Below are 15078 nucleotides of genomic sequence, written 5' to 3'. Positions count from 1 at the left end.
AAAAGCTCAGATCGAGCGTGACGATGGCCTTACGTCGTATTATGAAGGCCTTGAGGCTGGATTCTTCAAGTCAACGATGGCCGATCCGCCATCTCGTCGATGCGAACGGCATCCGGAGAGTTTTACGACAGAATCGAAAGCGCGTTCCTCATGATGGCTCCGGTAAAAATCACCATTCCTGTGTCCGATTACGAGAAGGTCGAGCGATACTACAAGGATGTGCTTCAGTTTGAACTGCAGGAAGACTTGTTCTTTTTGCCTAATGGCGCGCGCGATGTTGCGCTGAAGCTCCTAATAGTCGATGCGGCGTCACGGGAAACGAGCCCACCACGCCGTCATTTCCCCATTTTTAGCTTTTTGCTCCACAGTAATTTTATGTCGTACTGCGACAAGCTGATGTCGCGGGGCGCTGTCTTTGAGTCCGTGATATCGCACCCTGGCGGCTACTACGCACTGCTATCGGATCCTGAAGGAAATCAGTTTGAAGTCGAATGCGAAAATTTTGATGAGGTAAATAAGGGAGTGGATCCTTTCAGTTGGCCTTTTTACAAACGCTATTAGGTCCGCATGTCGATTTCGTACCCTGCAATCAGGTCTGCGTCTTTGCAGTGGGAACGCCGATCCAGCCTCAGTGCGCCGCCCCCGCAGCCTCTCGCAACCTGCCCGCATCCCTGCCCGGCGGCACCCCAAACAACCGCGCATAATCCCGGCTGAACTGCGACGGACTCTCATACCCGACGCGGTATCCCGCACTGGCCGCATCCATCCCTTCGGCCACCATCAGCCGCCTCGCCTCCTGCATGCGCAGCTGCGTGCGGAATTCGAGAGGACTCATCGCCGTCACCGCCTTGAAATGCGCGTGAAAGGTCGACCGGCTCATGCGCGCCACGTCGGCCATCTCGTCGATGCGGCAGTCGCGCGCGTAGTGCGCGCGCAGCCAGACGATGGCGCGCGCAATCTGGTTCTGGCGGCTGTCGCCCCGCGCCATGCGGCGCACGATGCGGTTGCCGGCGCCCGTCAATAGCCGGTACAGGATCTCGCGCGTGACGAGCGGCGCCAGCGCGTCGATGTCGGCCGGCGTGTCGAGCAAGCGCGTCAGGCGCAGCGCCGCGTCGAGCAGCTCGGGCGTCGTCCGGTTCAGCGCCATGCCCATGTCTTCTCCACCATCCTCATCGGCGGGCGGATGCCGCAACGCCAGGTCACCCAGCGCCACCATGTCCAGGTCGAGACTTAGGCACAAATACGGCCGCTCTGGCGACGCCTCGATCACGGCGCCCGTCACGGGCAGTTCGACGGAGGCGACGAGGTAGTACGCGGGGTCGTACACGAACGCCGTCGTGCCGAGCACCGCGCGCTTGCGGCCTTGCGCGACGAGGCACAGCGTCCGTTCGTACAGCACGGGCATGGGCATCGTCGGGCTGGACGATCGGATAAGGCGCACGCCCGGGAGAAGCGTGTCGTGAATGCCGTCCACGGGGGTGTGGCGGGCGATGGCGGCGGCAAAGAGTGCGAGCGTATCCATGCCGGCAAGGATAGCAGGGACGATGACGTGCGTGCGCGCCCCCGGACGATCGTGCAAGCATGTGCGACGTTTGCGCTACCGTCGATCGGCTGTGCGGCCCGACACTGTGCCCACTTTCAACTGCACAGGAGATCACCATGACCGCACTCGATCAATACCGCCTGCTGGGCCGCTCCGGCCTGCGCGTCTCGCCGCTGGCGCTCGGCACGATGACCTTCGGCCAGGACTGGGGCTGGGGCGCCGACGAATCCGAGGCCCGGCACATCTTCGATGCCTACGTCGACCGCGGCGGCAATTTCGTCGACACGGCCGTCAACTACACGAACGGCGCGTCCGAGCGCATCCTCGGCAAGCTGATGGAAGGGCGGCGCGACCGCATCGTCCTGTCGACCAAGTTCACGATGGCGCGCGATCCGGGCGATCCGAATTCGGGCGGTAACCACCGCATGAATCTCGTGCGCTCCGTCGAGCAGAGCCTGCGCCAGCTCGGCACCGACCGCATCGAACTGCTGCACCTGCACGCCTGGGACGACACGACGCCGCCGGATGAAGTCCTGCGTGCCCTCGACGACCTGGTGCGGGCCGGGAAGGTGCTGTACCTGGGCATCTGCAACACGCCCGCCTGGCGCGTGGCGCAGCTGCAGACGATCGCCGACCTGCGCGGCTGGTCGCCGTTCGTCGCGCTGCAGATCGAATACAGCCTCGTCGAGCGCAGCGTCGAACACGAATTGATGCCGATGGCGCGCGCGCTGGGACTCGGCGTGATGCCGTGGTCGCCGCTGGGCGGCGGTCTCCTGAGCGGCAAGTACGGGACGTCCGACCTCGCCACCAACGACGCGCCCGGCGTGGCGGACACGCGCAAGGGCGTGATCGCGTCGACCGGGTTGCTGAACGCGGCGTCGCTGCGCATCGCGGAGGAAGTGAAGGCCGTGGCGCGCGAGACCGGCGCCAGCGCGGCGCAGGTGGCGCTCGCGTGGACCTTGCTGCATCCGGCCGTCACGGCGCCGGTCATCGGCGCACGCACGCTCGCACAGGCCCAGGACAACCTGGGCGCGCTGGACGTGAAACTGGATCCGGACCACGTGGCGCGCCTGGATGCGGCCAGCCGGCCGGCGCCCATCTTCCCGCAACGCTTTACCGAACGGCCGCTCGTGCAGCAGCTCGTGTTCGGCGGCGCGGCGGTGGAACGGCGCGGCCGGTGACGGGCGTCAGGCCTCCGGTGCGGCCGGTTGCATGGCGCCGCGCACGGCCGTGAGGATGGCGTCCGACGCGCTGCGGTCTGAAACGGCGCGCGCGAGCGTCAGTGCGCCGACCATCGCGGCGAGGGCGACGATGCCCTCGTCGCCGGCGGCGGGCGCCAGGCGGCAGTCGGCCAGCAGCGCCGTCATGCGCGCCACCATGGCGTCGGCCGTCGCGCTGGGCTGGCCGCGCAGGCCCAGTTCCGCGGCCAGCGTGGGCAGCGGGCAGCCTTCGCCCGGCTCGTCGCGGTGGTCCGCCGACAGGTAATGGTCGATGACGGCGCGCGGCGCGGCGTCCGCCGACGGCAGCCAGCGCTCCAGCGTCTGCTGGACGGCGGCTTCCAGCGACGCCTGCACGAGGGCGTCCTTCGATTCGAAATGGGCGTAGAAACCGCCGTGGGTCAGGCCGAGCGCCTTCATCAGCGGCACGAGGCCCGTGCCTTCGATGCCGTCCTTGCGGAAGCGGCGCGACGCTTCGCCGATGATGCGCTGGCGCGTTTCGGCCTTATGGTTACTCGAGTAACGCATGCTTGTGGGATTGGTCTGCAATGATCGGATGCGGTCCGTGCGGCCGAGAGCGACGGACCCGTTGAGCGACGGATGCGTCTCATGAATTTAGGCAACGCTCCGTGTCACCATTGTAAGCGTTCGCGTTGGATCCCGCAATTCCGGCCATGGAATTGTGCGTCAATGTTGCGCACCGACGTACATACGATCGGTGTCCGCGGATTTACCGATACAAGAATAATAACGTATTGGTTATTTTGCAAGCGCGGTGTCAGTCGCTGCCGGAACGTGGGGCGCGGCCCCGTGCTTGCGCAGGTACTCGGCGCAGGCGTCGGCGTCGAGCGGCTTGCTGAAGTAATCGCCCTGGATCTGGTCGCAGCCCGCGCTGCGCAGGGCGGCCAACTGCCCGTCGTTCTCTACGCCTTCGGCGATGACTTCCAGCCGCAGCGTGTGTGCCATGGCGATGATCGCCTTCACCATCGCCAGCGATTCCGCGCTCTGGTGCACGTCGAGGACGAACGAGCGGTCGACCTTCAGCTTGTCGACGGGCAGGCGCTTGAGGTAGCTGAGGCTCGAATAGCCGGTGCCGAAATCGTCGATGCTGAGCGTGGTGCCCAGTTCGCGCAGCTGGCGCATCAGGTCTGCGGTGCGGACCGGGTCGTCCATCGAGATGCTTTCCGTGAGTTCCAGCTCCAGCAGGCGCGGGGGCAGGCCGGATTCACGGAGGACGGCGCCGACGAGCGCCACGACGTCCGTGCCCAGGAACTGCTTGCCGGACAGGTTGACGGCCACGGGCACGTCGGGCACGCCCGCGTCGCTCCACGCGCGGCGCTGGGCCACGGCGGTGCGCAGGATCCATTCGCCGATCGGCACGACGAGGCCGGACTCCTCGGCGATCGGGATGAATTCGGCGGGCGAGATGCTGCCGTGCTCGGGATGCTTCCAGCGCACGAGCACTTCCAGGCCGGCGACGCCGCCGCTGCGCAGGTCCGTCTTGGGTTGATAGTTCAGATACAGTTCGCCGCGCTCGATCGCATGGCGCAACTGGTTTTCCAGCGTGAGCTTGCGCTGCAACGCCTGGTTCAGTTCTTCCGAATAACGCTGGATCTGGCCGCCGCCCAGCGCCTTGGCGCGGCGCACGGCCATCGTCGCGTTGTTCAGCAGGAGGTCGCCGTCGGTGCCGTCCTCCGGGAAGATCGCATAGCCGATGCTGCACGTGAGCGGGATCGCGCCGCCCGGCGTCTTGAACTCGCGCGTGGCGGCCTGCAGCAGCTGGCGCAGGCGGTCGCGCGCGACGCTGTCGTCGCCGAGGCCCGGCAGCAGCACGACGAATTCGTCGCTCCCGGCGCGCGCCAGCATGTCGCCCGGCCGCAGCAGGTTCTGCAAACTCCACGTGATGGCGACGAGCGCCTTGTCGCCTTCGTGGTGGCCCAGCAGCTCGTTGAGACGCTTGAACTTGTCGATGTTGATCGTCGCGACCAGCGTGTGCAGGCCGTCGCTCTTCCATTTGTCGAGGTTCTGGCCGATCGTCCGCACGAGCACCTGGCGGTTCGCGAGGCCCGTCAGCATGTCGTGCGTGAGCAGGAATTCGACCTGGCCCGCGGCCGCCGCGAGGTCGGGATTCGCATTGTCGACATAGACGTGCGAGTGCAGCGATTGCGCCGCGGTCGCCAGCTGGCGGAAGTGGATCAGCTGTTCCGTCATGCGCGCGAGGTCGCGCAGGATGTCCAGTTCTTCTTCGTTCAGTGTGCGCGGAACGCGGTCCAGTACGCACAGGGTCCCCAGCGGCATGCGGTCGATCGAGTACAGCTGCACGCCCGCATAAAAGCGCACGTGCGGCGGATTGACCACCATCGGGTTGTCGGCGAAGCGCGCATCCTGCGTCGCGTCCGGGACGATCAATGGCTCGTGGTCGAGGATCGCGTGGCCGCAGAACGAGATCTCGCGGCGCGTGCCCGTCATGTCGATGCCGCAGCGCGACTTGAACCACTGGTCTTCCTCGGCGACGAGCGAGACCAGTGCGATCGGCATCTTCAGCAGCCGGCTCGCCATGCGCGTGATGCGGTCGAACGCGTCTTCCGGGGCGCTGTGGAGGAGGCGGGTGGCGTGCAGCGCCGTCAACCGGCGCGCTTCGTCGAGCGGTATCGATGGGGTCTGCATGTCGTGTCATGAGGAGCTTCGTTGAGACACATTTTGCCACGAGCGGCAAAGCAGAGGCACGAGCTTGGCATGGCGTTGCAGCCAGGAATTAATCACGCTGGCGGAATGCGCCGAAATGCTGGCGATAATCGAGCGCGCTGACGCCCAGGTGGCGCAGGAATGCCGCGCGCATCCGCGCCGCCGTGCCGAACCCGCAGCGGTGCGCGACCGTCTTGAGGGGCTGGTCGGCACGTTCGAGCAGGGCCCTGGCCGCGTCCACGCGCGCCCGCTCGACGAATTCCGCCGGCGTGACCCCGGCCGCGCGCGCGAACTGGCGCGCGAAGTGGCGCTCGCTCAGCGCCGCCACCCGCGCGAGGTCGGCCACGGTCAACGGTGCGTCGAGGTGGGCGAGCACGTGGTCCTGGACGGTGCGCAGCACCGAATCGTCGCCCACGTACGGCGTCAGGTAAGGGCTGAACTGCGACTGCCCGCCGCTGCGCTGGGTGAACACGACGAGGCGCTTGGCCACGTTCAGCGACACGTCGGCGCCGTGGTCTTCGTAGACCAGGTGCAGCGCGAGGTCGATGCCCGCCGTGACGCCGGCCGACGTATAGACGGGACCGTCGCGCACGAAGATGCGGTCCGGCTGGACGGCCACCCGCGGAAAGCGCGCGGCCAGCAGCGCGACGTCGTTCCAGTGCGTCGTCGCGCGGCGGCCGTCCAGCAGGCCCGCGTGCGCGAGCAGGAACGCGCCGTTGCAGACGGACGCGATGCGCGGGCAGCGCGCGGCCATCGTGCGCAGCCACGCGGCCAGCGCGGTGTCGGCCGGCTGGCGCGGCAGGTCCGGGCCGCCGGGGACCAGCAGCAGGTCGGGCGCATCGACTTCTTCGTCGTAGCGCGCATGCGGCTGCAGCAGCATCGCGTTCGAGCACGCGACGGGGCCGTCCACCGTGCCGAGCACGCGCATGCGGTAGTGGTCGCGCGGCGCGAGGAAGCGGTTGGCTTCCGCGAACACGTCGAGCGGACCCGTGACGTCGAGCGACTGCACGCCGGGAAAGGCGAGGATGGCGATGGTGGGCAAGTGGGGGCTCCTGGGATCGACGAGTACGCCTTCACTATAGCCGCGCGTGCGCGGCCGCGGCGGGGCGTGGCGGGAAATGCGCGCACCGTGGCGGGAAACCGGTGCACGCGGCGGGCGCCGGCGCGCGGCCCGGCGCCAGAATGTCGTCATCCCCAACACACGAAAGGACGACCATGGACAACACCGCGGAACGCGTGGGCCCCGCATTCTCCGTCGACGGCATGCTGCGCGCACGCCTGGAGACCCGCAAGGCAATCGGCGCGATCGCGCAGCGCATCCGGCCCGGCATGGTGGAAGAAGACGCCGTCGCCATGGCGCGCGACGTCATCGCCACGCAGGGCCACACCCTCAGCTGGCACCCGGTGCGCGTGCGCTTCGGCGCCAACACGATCCTGCCGATGAAGCGCGCGTCGACACCCGGCATCGTGCTGGGCGAGCACGATATCTTCTTCATCGACATCGCGCCGCGCGTGGAGCACTGGGAAGGCGACGGCGGCGCCACGTTCACGGTGGGCGACGCGCCCGCGTACGCGCGCTGCGCCGCCGACGCCGAGCGCCTGTTCCATGCCGTGCGCCAGGCGTGGAAGACGCAGGACTGGAGCGGCAGGAAGCTGTACGAGTTCGCGCAGCAGCGTGCGCGCGACATGGGCTGGGACCTCGATCCGGACCTGCCCGGCCACCGCGTCTCCGACTTCCCGCACGCGGCGCTGCACACGGGCGCGCTGGCCGATTACGACCACGCGCCATCGAGCATGCGCTGGATCCTCGAGATCCATCTGCTCGATCCGCAGCGCCGCTTCGGCGCGTTTTTCGAGGACATGCTGCTCGACGACGCCGACTACGTTTGACGGAAGCACTGCACGAGAAAGTCCGCGAACACGCGCACGCGGGCCGACAGCTGGCGCGCGTGCGGATACATCACGGAGACGGGGATGGTGGGCGGCGGCATGTCCGCCAGCACCTCGACCAGGTGGCCGTCCGCGAGCTGCCCGGCGATGCGGTAGCGCGGCACCTGCACGAGGCCGAGGCCGGCGAGGGCGGCCGCCGTATAGGCTTCCGTGCCGGTGACGGAGACGACGCCGGGCGGCGTCGCCAGCTTCAGGCCAGCGTCCGTCATGAATTCCAGCGGATACGGCCGGCCCGTCGCCGTCGACACGTAGTGCACGGCCTGGTGATGCACGAGGTCCGTCAACGCGGCCGGCGTGCCGAAGCGGTCGAGGTAGGCGGGGCTCGCGACCGTCACCTGCTCGATGTCGGTCGCGCGCCGCGCCACCATCGACGAATCGTGCAGCTGGCCCGCGCGCAGCACGCAGTCGACGCCTTCGCGCACGAGGTCCACGAGGCGGTCGTCCTCGCCCACGTGAAGCTGGATGCGCGGGTAGCGCGCGAGGAAGCCGGACAGCGCGGGAAAGACGAAGTAGCGGGCCAGCGTCGGCTGCAGGTTCACGCGCAGCAGGCCCGCGGGCTCGCTGCCGCGGAAAGCGTCTTCCGCTTCGTCGAGGTCGGCCAGCAGGCGCACGCACCGTTCGTAGTAGGCGGCGCCATCCTGTGTGGGCGCGACGGCGCGCGTCGTCCGTTCCAGCAGGCGCGTGCCGAGGCGGTTTTCCAGCCGCTTGATCGCGTTGGTGGCGGTGGCGCGCGGGATCAGGAGATCCTCGGCGGCCTGCGTGAAGCTGCGGCGCTCCACGATGCGCACGAAAATCTGCATTTCCTGAAACCGGTCCATCTGCGTCGACATGCGCCACCTCCCTCCGCGATTATACGGTCGGCGCGGCTGGCACGAGCAGGTCGGCGATGCCGATGCGGCGGGCGAAGTCCACGCGCACGGCCTCGGAGACTTCCAGCACCTCGCGCGCGCCGTCGCCGACGAAGTCGACCACCGTGCGGAACGGCCGCCGGCCGCGCGGCAGGCCGACGATGCGCACCAGTTCATCGGCCACGGCCTGCGGATCGGCCTCCGGCGGCGTCAGCGCGTCGAGGCGTTCGCCCACCTGGTCCAGCACCCCGTCGTAGCGGGCATACGCGGCGATCCGTCCGGCGTCCGCCGGCTTGCCGGCGCTGGGGAAGTGCTCCGTGCCGCGCGTGAACGCGCCGGGGACCATGATCGCCGTCTCGATGCCGAAGCGGGAGACTTCGTACGACAGCGACACCGCGAGCGAATCCATCGCCGCCTTCGCCGCGCCGTATGGGCCGAGGAAAGGCGGGAAGCCGCCCTTCGTCGTCGTGCTGGAGATCCACAGCAGCAGGCCGGACTCCTGGGCGCGCAGCCGGGGCAGGGCGGCGCGCAGCACGCGCTGGGCGCCGAGGAAGTTCGTGTCCAGCACCTTGGCCACTTCCTCGGCCGTGAAGGCTTCGGTCGGGCCGACGACGAGGTGGCCCGCGTTCTGCACGACGACGTCCAGCCGGCCCTGTTCGGCGACGACGGCCGCGACGGCCGCGTCGCACGAGTCTTGCGACAGCACGTCCAGTTCAAGCGGCCGCAGGTCGGCGCCATGTTGCCGCGCCCAGTCGCGCGCCGCGGCGGCGCGGGCCGCATTGCGTCCGGCGATGTCGCGCATCGTCGCGTAGACCGTGTGGCCGGCGCGGGCCAGCGCCTGTGCCGAGAGTTTGCCGATGCCGCTGCCGGCGCCCGTGATGAGGATGATGGCCTTGTCCATGGTTGCGACGTCCTTAGGCCATGCCGCCGTTGGCGCGCAGGATCTGGCCGTTGACCCAGCCGCCGTCCGGACCGGCCAGGAAGGACACGACGCCGGCGATGTCGTCGGGCTGGCCCAGGCGCTCCAGCGGCGCCGATTGCGCGATCTGCTGGATCAGCTCGTCCGATTTCCCGTTCAGGAACAGCTCCGTCGCGACGGGGCCCGGCGCCACGGCGTTGCAGGTGATGCCGCGGCCGCGCAGCTCTTTCGCGAACACGCGGGTCAGCGCTTCCACCGCGCCTTTCGTGGCGACGTACACGCCATAGGTCGGCGGCGCCATGTGCAGCACGCTCGTCGAGAAGTTGACGATGCGGCCGCCGTCGTTCAGGCGCGACGCGGCCTCGCGCATCGTGTTGAAGGTGCCCGTGACGTTGATCGCCATCGTGCGTTCGAACTGCTCGTCGGTCGTCTCGGCGATCGTCACGTACGGCAGGATGCCGGCGTTGTTGACGAGGATGTCCACGCGGCCGAGCTTTTCTTCGATCGCCGCGAACATCGCTTTCACGTCGTCGACCTTGGCGACGTCGGCGCGCACGGCGATGGCACGGCCGCCTGCGGCTTCGATGGCGGCGACGGTCGCGTTGGCGGCCGCTTCGTTGCCGGCATAGTTGACGGCGACGGCGAACCCGTCGGCGGCGAGGCGCTTCGCAACGGCGGCGCCGATGCCGCGCGAGGCGCCGGTGACCAGGGCGACGCGGGCGGTGTGCTTGGCTTGGGTGTTCATGTTTGATCTCCTTCGGTGGTTGACAGTGAGATCATGATGATTGATTTCTAGGCGAAGATAATCGCCAGAAAAGCGGCTTCAGAATTCGCTTTCCAATAACAATATGGTTTGTTTATCGTGCGATATCACCGGACGACGCATAACTGCTATTCCAACAATAAATTTTTCAACGATGCTGCAGCGCAGTAAATTGGATTCGTAGCAGCGATCCTTTCGAACCCAACCTACTGGAGCTCATCATGATCGGTAAACGTCACGTTGTCGCCATCGCTTCCGTGCTCTCCCTGGCTGCCCACGCCGAGCCGGCCGCGCGCCTGAAACCCGCCACCTGCGGCGTTCCCGCCTATACCGCGGACCTCAAGGACGACTACCTGCAGGGCACGGTCCGCCTCGCCGTGCTGGTGGGCGCCGACGGTTCGGTGAAGCAATCCAAGGTCGTCGAGTCCAGCGGCCATCGCGCGCTGGACAGGGCCTCCCTGCGTGCCAGTTATACGTGCAAGTTCGGCGTGGCCGCAAAAGACGGCGTCGGTGAGCCGGGCTGGTCCACCGTGCAGTACAAATGGATCAACGATTGATCCCGGCCAGGGCTGCCGGCGCCTCGTCGTCGGCAGCGCCAACGATGTTCGAAAAAATCGATAAAAGACTGGCAATTTTCTCGTTTTTTTAAACCCGAGCGGCCGAGCATAATGTCTCCATCGCAGCGAACAACGAAGCGCAAAGCTTCGAAATGTTCGATGCAATATCGAACCCCAACCCGATAACATTGGAGAACATCATGAGCAACGCCAAACTCGAAGTCCTGACCCCGCACAACTCGCAACTGATCATCATCGACCACCAGCCGCAGATGGCATTCGGCGTGCAGTCGATCGACCGCCAGACCCTGAAGAACAACGTGGTCGGCCTGGCCAAGGCGGCCAAGGCCTTCGACATCCCGACCGTGATCACCACCGTGGAAAGCGATTCGTTCTCTGGCAAGACCTACCCCGAGATACTGGATGTCTTCCCCGGCAAGGCCATCCTCGAACGGACGTCGATGAATTCGTGGGACGATCAGAAGGTGCGCGATGCGCTCAAGGCCAATGGCCGCAAGAAGATCATCGTCGCCGGCCTGTGGACGGAAGTGTGCAACACGACCTTCGCGCTGTCCGCGATGCTGGAAGGCGACTACGAGATCTACATGGTGGCCGATGCGTCGGGCGGCACGTCGAAGGATGCGCACGACTTCGCGATGCAGCGCATGGTGCAGGCCGGCGTCGTGCCCGTGACGTGGCAGCAGGTGCTGCTCGAATGGCAGCGCGACTGGGCGCACCGCGACACCTACGATGCCGTGATGAAGATCGTCACCGAACACTCGGGCGCATACGGCATGGGCGTCGACTACGCCTACACGATGGTGCACAAGGCACCGGCGCGCAACCAGGGCGACAACCCCGTGCTGGCCCCGGTTGCGGCGCCCGTACGCTGAGTCGTCTGCAGGCCGGCGGCGACCGCGTCATCGGCGTGGCGAATCCGGTGCGCGGCGTTCGCGCCGTCAGCGGCGCGTCGCCAGCGCGACGATGGCGGCGCCGGCGGCCACCACCAGCGCGTCCTCGACGAGGCCGCTGCGTGTCTGGCCGACCCGGGCCATCGCGCGCTTGCGGGCCGCGAGCGTCAGGTAGGCCAGGGGCACCGCCGTCGCGACCGCGGCCACCGCGCCCTCCCGTTCGCGTCCCCGCGGCGCCAGCGCCGACCCGGCGATTCCCGCACTCATCGTGCGCGCCAGCAGGCCCAGGAATACCGTCCGGTCGGGCGCCGTCTTCATCTTGTCACCCAACAATTCACCGACGCCCATCGCGAGGGCACCGAACTTGAACAGCGGACGGTCCAGCAGGGCGAGCTTGCCGGGCGTGCCGCGGTGGGCGAGGCGGGCGGTCGCGAGGGCGGCCATCGGCGTCATCGAGCGGGCGCTGGCCACGGCGCCGATCAGGATGGAAGAGAGCAGGTTGCGGAGTGCCATGGTCATCGTTCCGAAGCGGTAGGGATGGCCAGTCTAGCGGCAGTCCGGCCGGGCCCGGCGCACGCCAGCGGACCGGAGGCGTGCTTGCCTTGCCGTAACGTGCGTGGCAGACTTGGCGGGCCATTTACCTGCAAGGCTCCCATGCACATTCGTTCGTCGCTGGCCGTCCTGGCCTGCCTTGGCCTGCTCGTTGCGCATGTCGCGCCAGCGGCTGCGGACCCGGACATCGCCGAGCAAAAACACGCGCGCTGTGAAGATGCCGGTCCGATGATCGAGATCTCTGCCTGCATGCATCGCGAGCTGGAGGAATCGGATGCGCGCGTCGACCTCGTGTACACGCTGCTCCGGAACGCCCTGGCCAGACCGGACGGACTCGTGAGCGCCCAGCGGGCGTGGCAGGCCTATCGCGACGCGCAATGCACGTTCGAGAACGAAGGACTCGAAGGCGGGTCGGCACGGACGTTCTCGACGGACCTCTGCCGTACGCGGCTTGCCGAGCGCCGCATCGTCGAACTCGAACAGGTCATGCCCTGCAACGGGTGTGTCGAATTCAAGCCTGAGTATTACGAGGCCAAGGCCGGCAAGGCGTTCACGCTGCCGCCCCGTGCGCCCGGCCAGCCCGCGCGGCGCTGACTCAACCGGCGCCGGCGCAGGCCAGCCGCACGCACTCCGCCAGCTGTTCGGCATCGACGGGCTTGGCGAGAAAACACGCCGCGCCGCCGCGCAGCGCGCGCAGCCGCACGTGGTCGTCCGCGAACGCCGTCATCAGGATCACGGGCGGCGCCGCCGCGATGGCCCGCACCCGTTCCAGCAAGGCCAGGCCGTCCATGCCGGGCATCTGCACGTCGCTGACGACGCACTGGATGTCGTCGAGGCCGTGCGCCAGCAACTGCTGCGCGCCGCCGAACAGGCTCACGCGGTAGCCGCAGGCGCGCAAGAGGCCGCGCAGGCTCGTGCCCACGTCGGGGTCGTCGTCGACGAGCGCGACGTGAGGGGCGGGCAACTGGGTATCCATGCCGCGCAGCATACCGCGCTGGCCCATGCGCACGGAATCATACCTAGGTATGAGTGGCATCCTGGCCGTGTGTGCTCTCATTTTCCGCGCCCAGGGCCTCGGCCATGCGCACGAGGTCCGCGAACGTCTTCGCCTCCATCTTGCGCATCGCATTGCCGCGGTGGATCTTGACGGTGATTTCGCTCGTGCCCGTTTCCCCGGCGATCTGCTTGTTCATCAGGCCGCGCACGGCCAGCGCCATGACCTGTTTTTCGCGCGGCGTGAGCGCCGCGTAGCGGGCCGCCAGCGCCGCGTGCGCCTGGCGCTTCGCGCGCCGTTCGCGGTCGCGCGCGAGGGCCTGGTGGATTGCGTCCAGCAAGTCCTGCTCGCGGAACGGCTTCGCGAGGAAGTCGACGGCGCCGCCTTTCATCGCGCGCACCGTCATCGGGATGTCGCCGAAACCCGTCATGAACACGACCGGCAGCGGCACGCCGTCGCGGTTCAGCTGGTCCTGCAGATCGAGGCCGCTCGCGCCCTGCAGCCGGACGTCCAGCAGCAGGCAGCTGCACACGTCCGGCCGGCGCGCGCGCGAAGTCGGCCACGCTGCCGTAGGCGGCCACCTCCATGCCGACGGAGCGCAGCAGCCCGGAAAGGCTGTCGCGCACGCCGGCGTCGTCGTCGACGACGTACACGAGTTCAAGGGAGGGCGTCGGACTGCTGTTCATGGAGGAGGGCTTCCTGATGAATGGGGAGGTCGAAACTGAACGTGGAGCCGGGCGGCGTGCTGCGCGCGGCGATGCGGCCGCCGTGGCGCGCGATGATCGAGCGGCAGATCGGCAGGCCGAGGCCCATGCCGTCGGCCTTGGTCGAAAAGAACGGCTCGAACAGGCGCGCGCCGTCGGCGTCGGCGATGCCCGGGCCGCTGTCGCGCACGCTCACGCGGGCCATGCAGTCGTCCTGGCGCGTGCGCAGTTCCAGGCGGTTGTCAGGCAAGCCGTCCATCGCCTGCAGCGCGTTCATGACGAGGTTGATCAGGACCTGCTGCAGCTCGATGCGGTCGCCCATGACGGGCGCCAGGCCGGGGGCCAGCTCGACACGCAGTGCCAATGGCCGGCGGTCCAGTTCGCGCTGCAGCAGCTCGACCGTGTCCTGCACGAGCGCGTTCAGGTCCAGCGCCACGTGCTCCGGTTCGGTGCGGCGGGCCAGCGCGCGGATGCGGCGGATGACCTGGCCGGCGCGTTCGCTGGCCTGCACAATGCCGTCCAGCGCGGCGAGGGCTTCGGCGATGTCGGGCTGCGCACGCCCCAGCCAGCGCCGCCCGGCCTGGGCGTTGGCGACGATCGCGGTCAGCGGCTGGTTGACTTCGTGCGCGACGGAGGCCGCGAGTTCGCCCAGCATGCTCACGCGGGCCGCGTGCGCCAGCTGGACGTGCGACGCGTGCAGTTCCTGCTCGGCTTCCACACGCGCCGTGACGTCCGTGACGGCGCCCAGGTATTCGCAGCGGCCGTCGGCGTCGTACGAGGCCTCGGCCAGCACATGCACGTGGCGGACCGTGCCGTCCGGAAGCAGCAGGCGGTGCGCGACGTCGATGTGGCCTTCGCAAGCCAGCGTCCGGCGCAGGGCGGCGCTGACGAGCGCACGGTCTTCCGGCAGCGTGTGCGCGAGCACGCGCTCCATGTCGGGCGCGGCGTCGCCCGCGTAGCCGAAGATGCGCGCGGCTTCCTCGGACCACACCATCGCGCCGTCCGGCACGCGGATGCCGAAGCTGCCCGTGCGGGACAGGCGCTGGGCGCCGGCGAGGAAGGCCTGGCTGCGGCGCAGGGCCTGTTCGCGCTGGCGCAGCCGGTCGGTGGCCTGCTGGCGCTGGATCACGAGCCAGGTCGTGATGGCGATGGCCGCGATGCTGACCAGTGCGCGCCCGGCGGGCGAGGGCGCCACGTGCAGCCCGTGCGCGACGACGTAGGCGCCCATCGTCAGCAGTCCGCACGCGGCGCCCAGCGCGAACGTGTACCGGCGCGGCCACACGGGCGATGCGAGCAGCAGCACGACGACGTACATCACGGCGATGGCCGTGTCGAGCCGGGTGAAGGCGTCGACCACGAAGATCGCGGCGGTGAGCAGCAGCAGGATGGCGGATTGCACGGGGTGGGTGCGGCGTCGCGGCATGTAAGGACTCCA

The 15078-nt window shown here is 68.2% G+C and carries 16 protein-coding genes and 1 pseudogene; 6 read left to right on the top strand and 11 right to left on the bottom strand.

Going from position 1 to position 15078, the window contains the following annotated elements; translation table 11 throughout:
- Positions 1 to 99: 99 nt before the first annotated feature.
- Positions 100 to 561 (top strand): VOC family protein, encoded by a 462-nt coding sequence (locus ACEN9H_RS17280; protein ID WP_413671393.1) that lies wholly within the window; start codon positions 100 to 102, stop codon positions 559 to 561.
- Positions 562 to 628: 67 nt separating this feature from the next.
- Here the strand turns inward: ACEN9H_RS17280 and ACEN9H_RS17275 are convergent, their stop codons facing one another.
- Complete coding sequence (locus ACEN9H_RS17275) at positions 629 to 1579, bottom strand: AraC family transcriptional regulator N-terminal domain-containing protein (protein WP_413671392.1); 951 nt, start codon at positions 1577 to 1579, stop codon at positions 629 to 631.
- Positions 1580 to 1659: 80 nt separating this feature from the next.
- Between ACEN9H_RS17275 and ACEN9H_RS17270 the strand changes: the two genes are divergently transcribed.
- Positions 1660 to 2724 (top strand): aldo/keto reductase, encoded by a 1065-nt coding sequence (locus tag ACEN9H_RS17270; RefSeq protein WP_413671391.1) that lies wholly within the window; start codon positions 1660 to 1662, stop codon positions 2722 to 2724.
- Positions 2725 to 2730: 6 nt separating this feature from the next.
- Here the strand turns inward: ACEN9H_RS17270 and ACEN9H_RS17265 are convergent, their stop codons facing one another.
- From ACEN9H_RS17265 to ACEN9H_RS17255, 3 genes are all read right to left on the bottom strand, one after another.
- Positions 2731 to 3288, bottom strand: a complete 558-nt coding sequence (locus tag ACEN9H_RS17265; protein WP_413671390.1) for a TetR/AcrR family transcriptional regulator — start codon at positions 3286 to 3288, stop codon at positions 2731 to 2733.
- A gap of 231 nt (positions 3289 to 3519) precedes the next feature.
- Positions 3520 to 5427, bottom strand: a complete 1908-nt coding sequence (locus ACEN9H_RS17260) for a putative bifunctional diguanylate cyclase/phosphodiesterase (protein WP_413671389.1) — start codon at positions 5425 to 5427, stop codon at positions 3520 to 3522.
- An 88-nt stretch (positions 5428 to 5515) separates the two neighbouring features.
- Entirely contained in the window at positions 5516 to 6487 is a 972-nt protein-coding gene (locus ACEN9H_RS17255) for a GlxA family transcriptional regulator (RefSeq protein WP_413671388.1), read from the bottom strand.
- Positions 6488 to 6660: 173 nt separating this feature from the next.
- Here ACEN9H_RS17255 and ACEN9H_RS17250 point away from each other — a divergent pair, with 173 nt between their 5' ends.
- The gene (locus ACEN9H_RS17250) at positions 6661 to 7335 is read left to right on the top strand and encodes a M24 family metallopeptidase (protein ID WP_413671387.1); all 675 of its coding nucleotides are present in this window, start codon (positions 6661 to 6663) and stop codon (positions 7333 to 7335) included.
- Here the strand turns inward: ACEN9H_RS17250 and ACEN9H_RS17245 are convergent.
- Genes ACEN9H_RS17245 through ACEN9H_RS17235 form a run of 3 tightly spaced genes read right to left on the bottom strand, consistent with a single transcriptional unit; the run spans position 7326 to position 9907 of the window.
- The gene (locus ACEN9H_RS17245; protein WP_413675591.1) at positions 7326 to 8213 is read right to left on the bottom strand and encodes a LysR substrate-binding domain-containing protein; all 888 of its coding nucleotides are present in this window, start codon (positions 8211 to 8213) and stop codon (positions 7326 to 7328) included. The genes ACEN9H_RS17250 and ACEN9H_RS17245 overlap by 10 nt on opposite strands.
- Before the next feature lie 31 nt (positions 8214 to 8244).
- Complete coding sequence (locus ACEN9H_RS17240; RefSeq protein WP_413671386.1) at positions 8245 to 9144, bottom strand: SDR family NAD(P)-dependent oxidoreductase; 900 nt, start codon at positions 9142 to 9144, stop codon at positions 8245 to 8247.
- 13 nt (positions 9145 to 9157) lie between these two features.
- The gene (locus ACEN9H_RS17235) at positions 9158 to 9907 is read right to left on the bottom strand and encodes an SDR family oxidoreductase (protein WP_413671385.1); all 750 of its coding nucleotides are present in this window, start codon (positions 9905 to 9907) and stop codon (positions 9158 to 9160) included.
- A gap of 239 nt (positions 9908 to 10146) precedes the next feature.
- On the opposite strand from ACEN9H_RS17235, the gene ACEN9H_RS17230 reads away from it, so the two are divergent.
- Positions 10147 to 10482: an energy transducer TonB gene (locus ACEN9H_RS17230; protein WP_371765008.1), complete on the top strand. Its 336-nt coding sequence runs from the start codon at positions 10147 to 10149 to the stop codon at positions 10480 to 10482.
- 200 nt (positions 10483 to 10682) lie between these two features.
- The gene (locus ACEN9H_RS17225; RefSeq protein WP_371765009.1) at positions 10683 to 11375 is read left to right on the top strand and encodes a hydrolase; all 693 of its coding nucleotides are present in this window, start codon (positions 10683 to 10685) and stop codon (positions 11373 to 11375) included.
- Between the two features lie 66 nt (positions 11376 to 11441).
- On the opposite strand, the gene ACEN9H_RS17220 is transcribed toward ACEN9H_RS17225, so the two are convergent.
- Entirely contained in the window at positions 11442 to 11906 is a 465-nt protein-coding gene (locus tag ACEN9H_RS17220; RefSeq protein ID WP_056131294.1) for a hypothetical protein, read from the bottom strand.
- Positions 11907 to 12047: 141 nt separating this feature from the next.
- Between ACEN9H_RS17220 and ACEN9H_RS17215 the strand changes: the two genes are divergently transcribed.
- Positions 12048 to 12539, top strand: coding sequence for a lysozyme inhibitor LprI family protein (locus tag ACEN9H_RS17215; protein ID WP_413671384.1), 492 nt, complete (start codon positions 12048 to 12050; stop codon positions 12537 to 12539).
- A 1-nt stretch (position 12540) separates the two neighbouring features.
- Here the strand turns inward: ACEN9H_RS17215 and ACEN9H_RS17210 are convergent, their stop codons facing one another.
- The 3 genes and pseudogenes from ACEN9H_RS17210 to ACEN9H_RS17200 form a co-directional block, all read right to left on the bottom strand.
- Positions 12541 to 12948 (bottom strand): response regulator, encoded by a 408-nt coding sequence (locus ACEN9H_RS17210; protein WP_413671383.1) that lies wholly within the window; start codon positions 12946 to 12948, stop codon positions 12541 to 12543.
- A 16-nt stretch (positions 12949 to 12964) separates the two neighbouring features.
- Positions 12965 to 13625 (bottom strand): annotated as a pseudogene (locus tag ACEN9H_RS17205) (response regulator transcription factor).
- Complete coding sequence (locus ACEN9H_RS17200) at positions 13597 to 15066, bottom strand: sensor histidine kinase (protein ID WP_413671382.1); 1470 nt, start codon at positions 15064 to 15066, stop codon at positions 13597 to 13599. Before ACEN9H_RS17200 ends, ACEN9H_RS17205 begins: the two are co-directional and overlap by 29 nt.
- Between the last annotated feature and the right edge of the window lie 12 nt (positions 15067 to 15078).

The organism is Massilia cellulosiltytica (genome assembly GCF_047325105.1).
Classification (GTDB): domain Bacteria; phylum Pseudomonadota; class Gammaproteobacteria; order Burkholderiales; family Burkholderiaceae_D; genus Telluria; species Telluria orientalis.
The sequence above is the reverse complement of the archived record's forward strand: the minus strand, read 5'-3'. Positions and strand labels throughout refer to the sequence as shown.

Bases quoted from the DNA above. Each gene is read 5' to 3' on its own strand.
- ACEN9H_RS17265 (WP_413671390.1), bottom strand. From the start codon at position 3,288: ATGCGTTACTCGAGTAACCATAAGGCCGAAACGCGCCAGCGCATCATC.
- ACEN9H_RS17225 (WP_371765009.1), top strand. From the start codon at position 10,683: ATGAGCAACGCCAAACTCGAAGTCCTGACCCCGCACAACTCGCAACTG.
- ACEN9H_RS17270 (WP_413671391.1), top strand. From the start codon at position 1,660: ATGACCGCACTCGATCAATACCGCCTGCTGGGCCGCTCCGGCCTGCGC.
- ACEN9H_RS17245 (WP_413675591.1), bottom strand. From the start codon at position 8,213: ATGGACCGGTTTCAGGAAATGCAGATTTTCGTGCGCATCGTGGAGCGC.
- ACEN9H_RS17220 (WP_056131294.1), bottom strand. From the start codon at position 11,906: ATGGCACTCCGCAACCTGCTCTCTTCCATCCTGATCGGCGCCGTGGCC.
- ACEN9H_RS17260 (WP_413671389.1), bottom strand. From the start codon at position 5,427: ATGCAGACCCCATCGATACCGCTCGACGAAGCGCGCCGGTTGACGGCG.
- ACEN9H_RS17230 (WP_371765008.1), top strand. From the start codon at position 10,147: ATGATCGGTAAACGTCACGTTGTCGCCATCGCTTCCGTGCTCTCCCTG.
- ACEN9H_RS17200 (WP_413671382.1), bottom strand. From the start codon at position 15,066: ATGCCGCGACGCCGCACCCACCCCGTGCAATCCGCCATCCTGCTGCTG.
- ACEN9H_RS17240 (WP_413671386.1), bottom strand. From the start codon at position 9,144: ATGGACAAGGCCATCATCCTCATCACGGGCGCCGGCAGCGGCATCGGC.
- ACEN9H_RS17210 (WP_413671383.1), bottom strand. From the start codon at position 12,948: ATGGGCCAGCGCGGTATGCTGCGCGGCATGGATACCCAGTTGCCCGCC.
- ACEN9H_RS17215 (WP_413671384.1), top strand. From the start codon at position 12,048: ATGCACATTCGTTCGTCGCTGGCCGTCCTGGCCTGCCTTGGCCTGCTC.
- ACEN9H_RS17280 (WP_413671393.1), top strand. From the start codon at position 100: ATGCGAACGGCATCCGGAGAGTTTTACGACAGAATCGAAAGCGCGTTC.
- ACEN9H_RS17250 (WP_413671387.1), top strand. From the start codon at position 6,661: ATGGACAACACCGCGGAACGCGTGGGCCCCGCATTCTCCGTCGACGGC.
- ACEN9H_RS17235 (WP_413671385.1), bottom strand. From the start codon at position 9,907: ATGAACACCCAAGCCAAGCACACCGCCCGCGTCGCCCTGGTCACCGGC.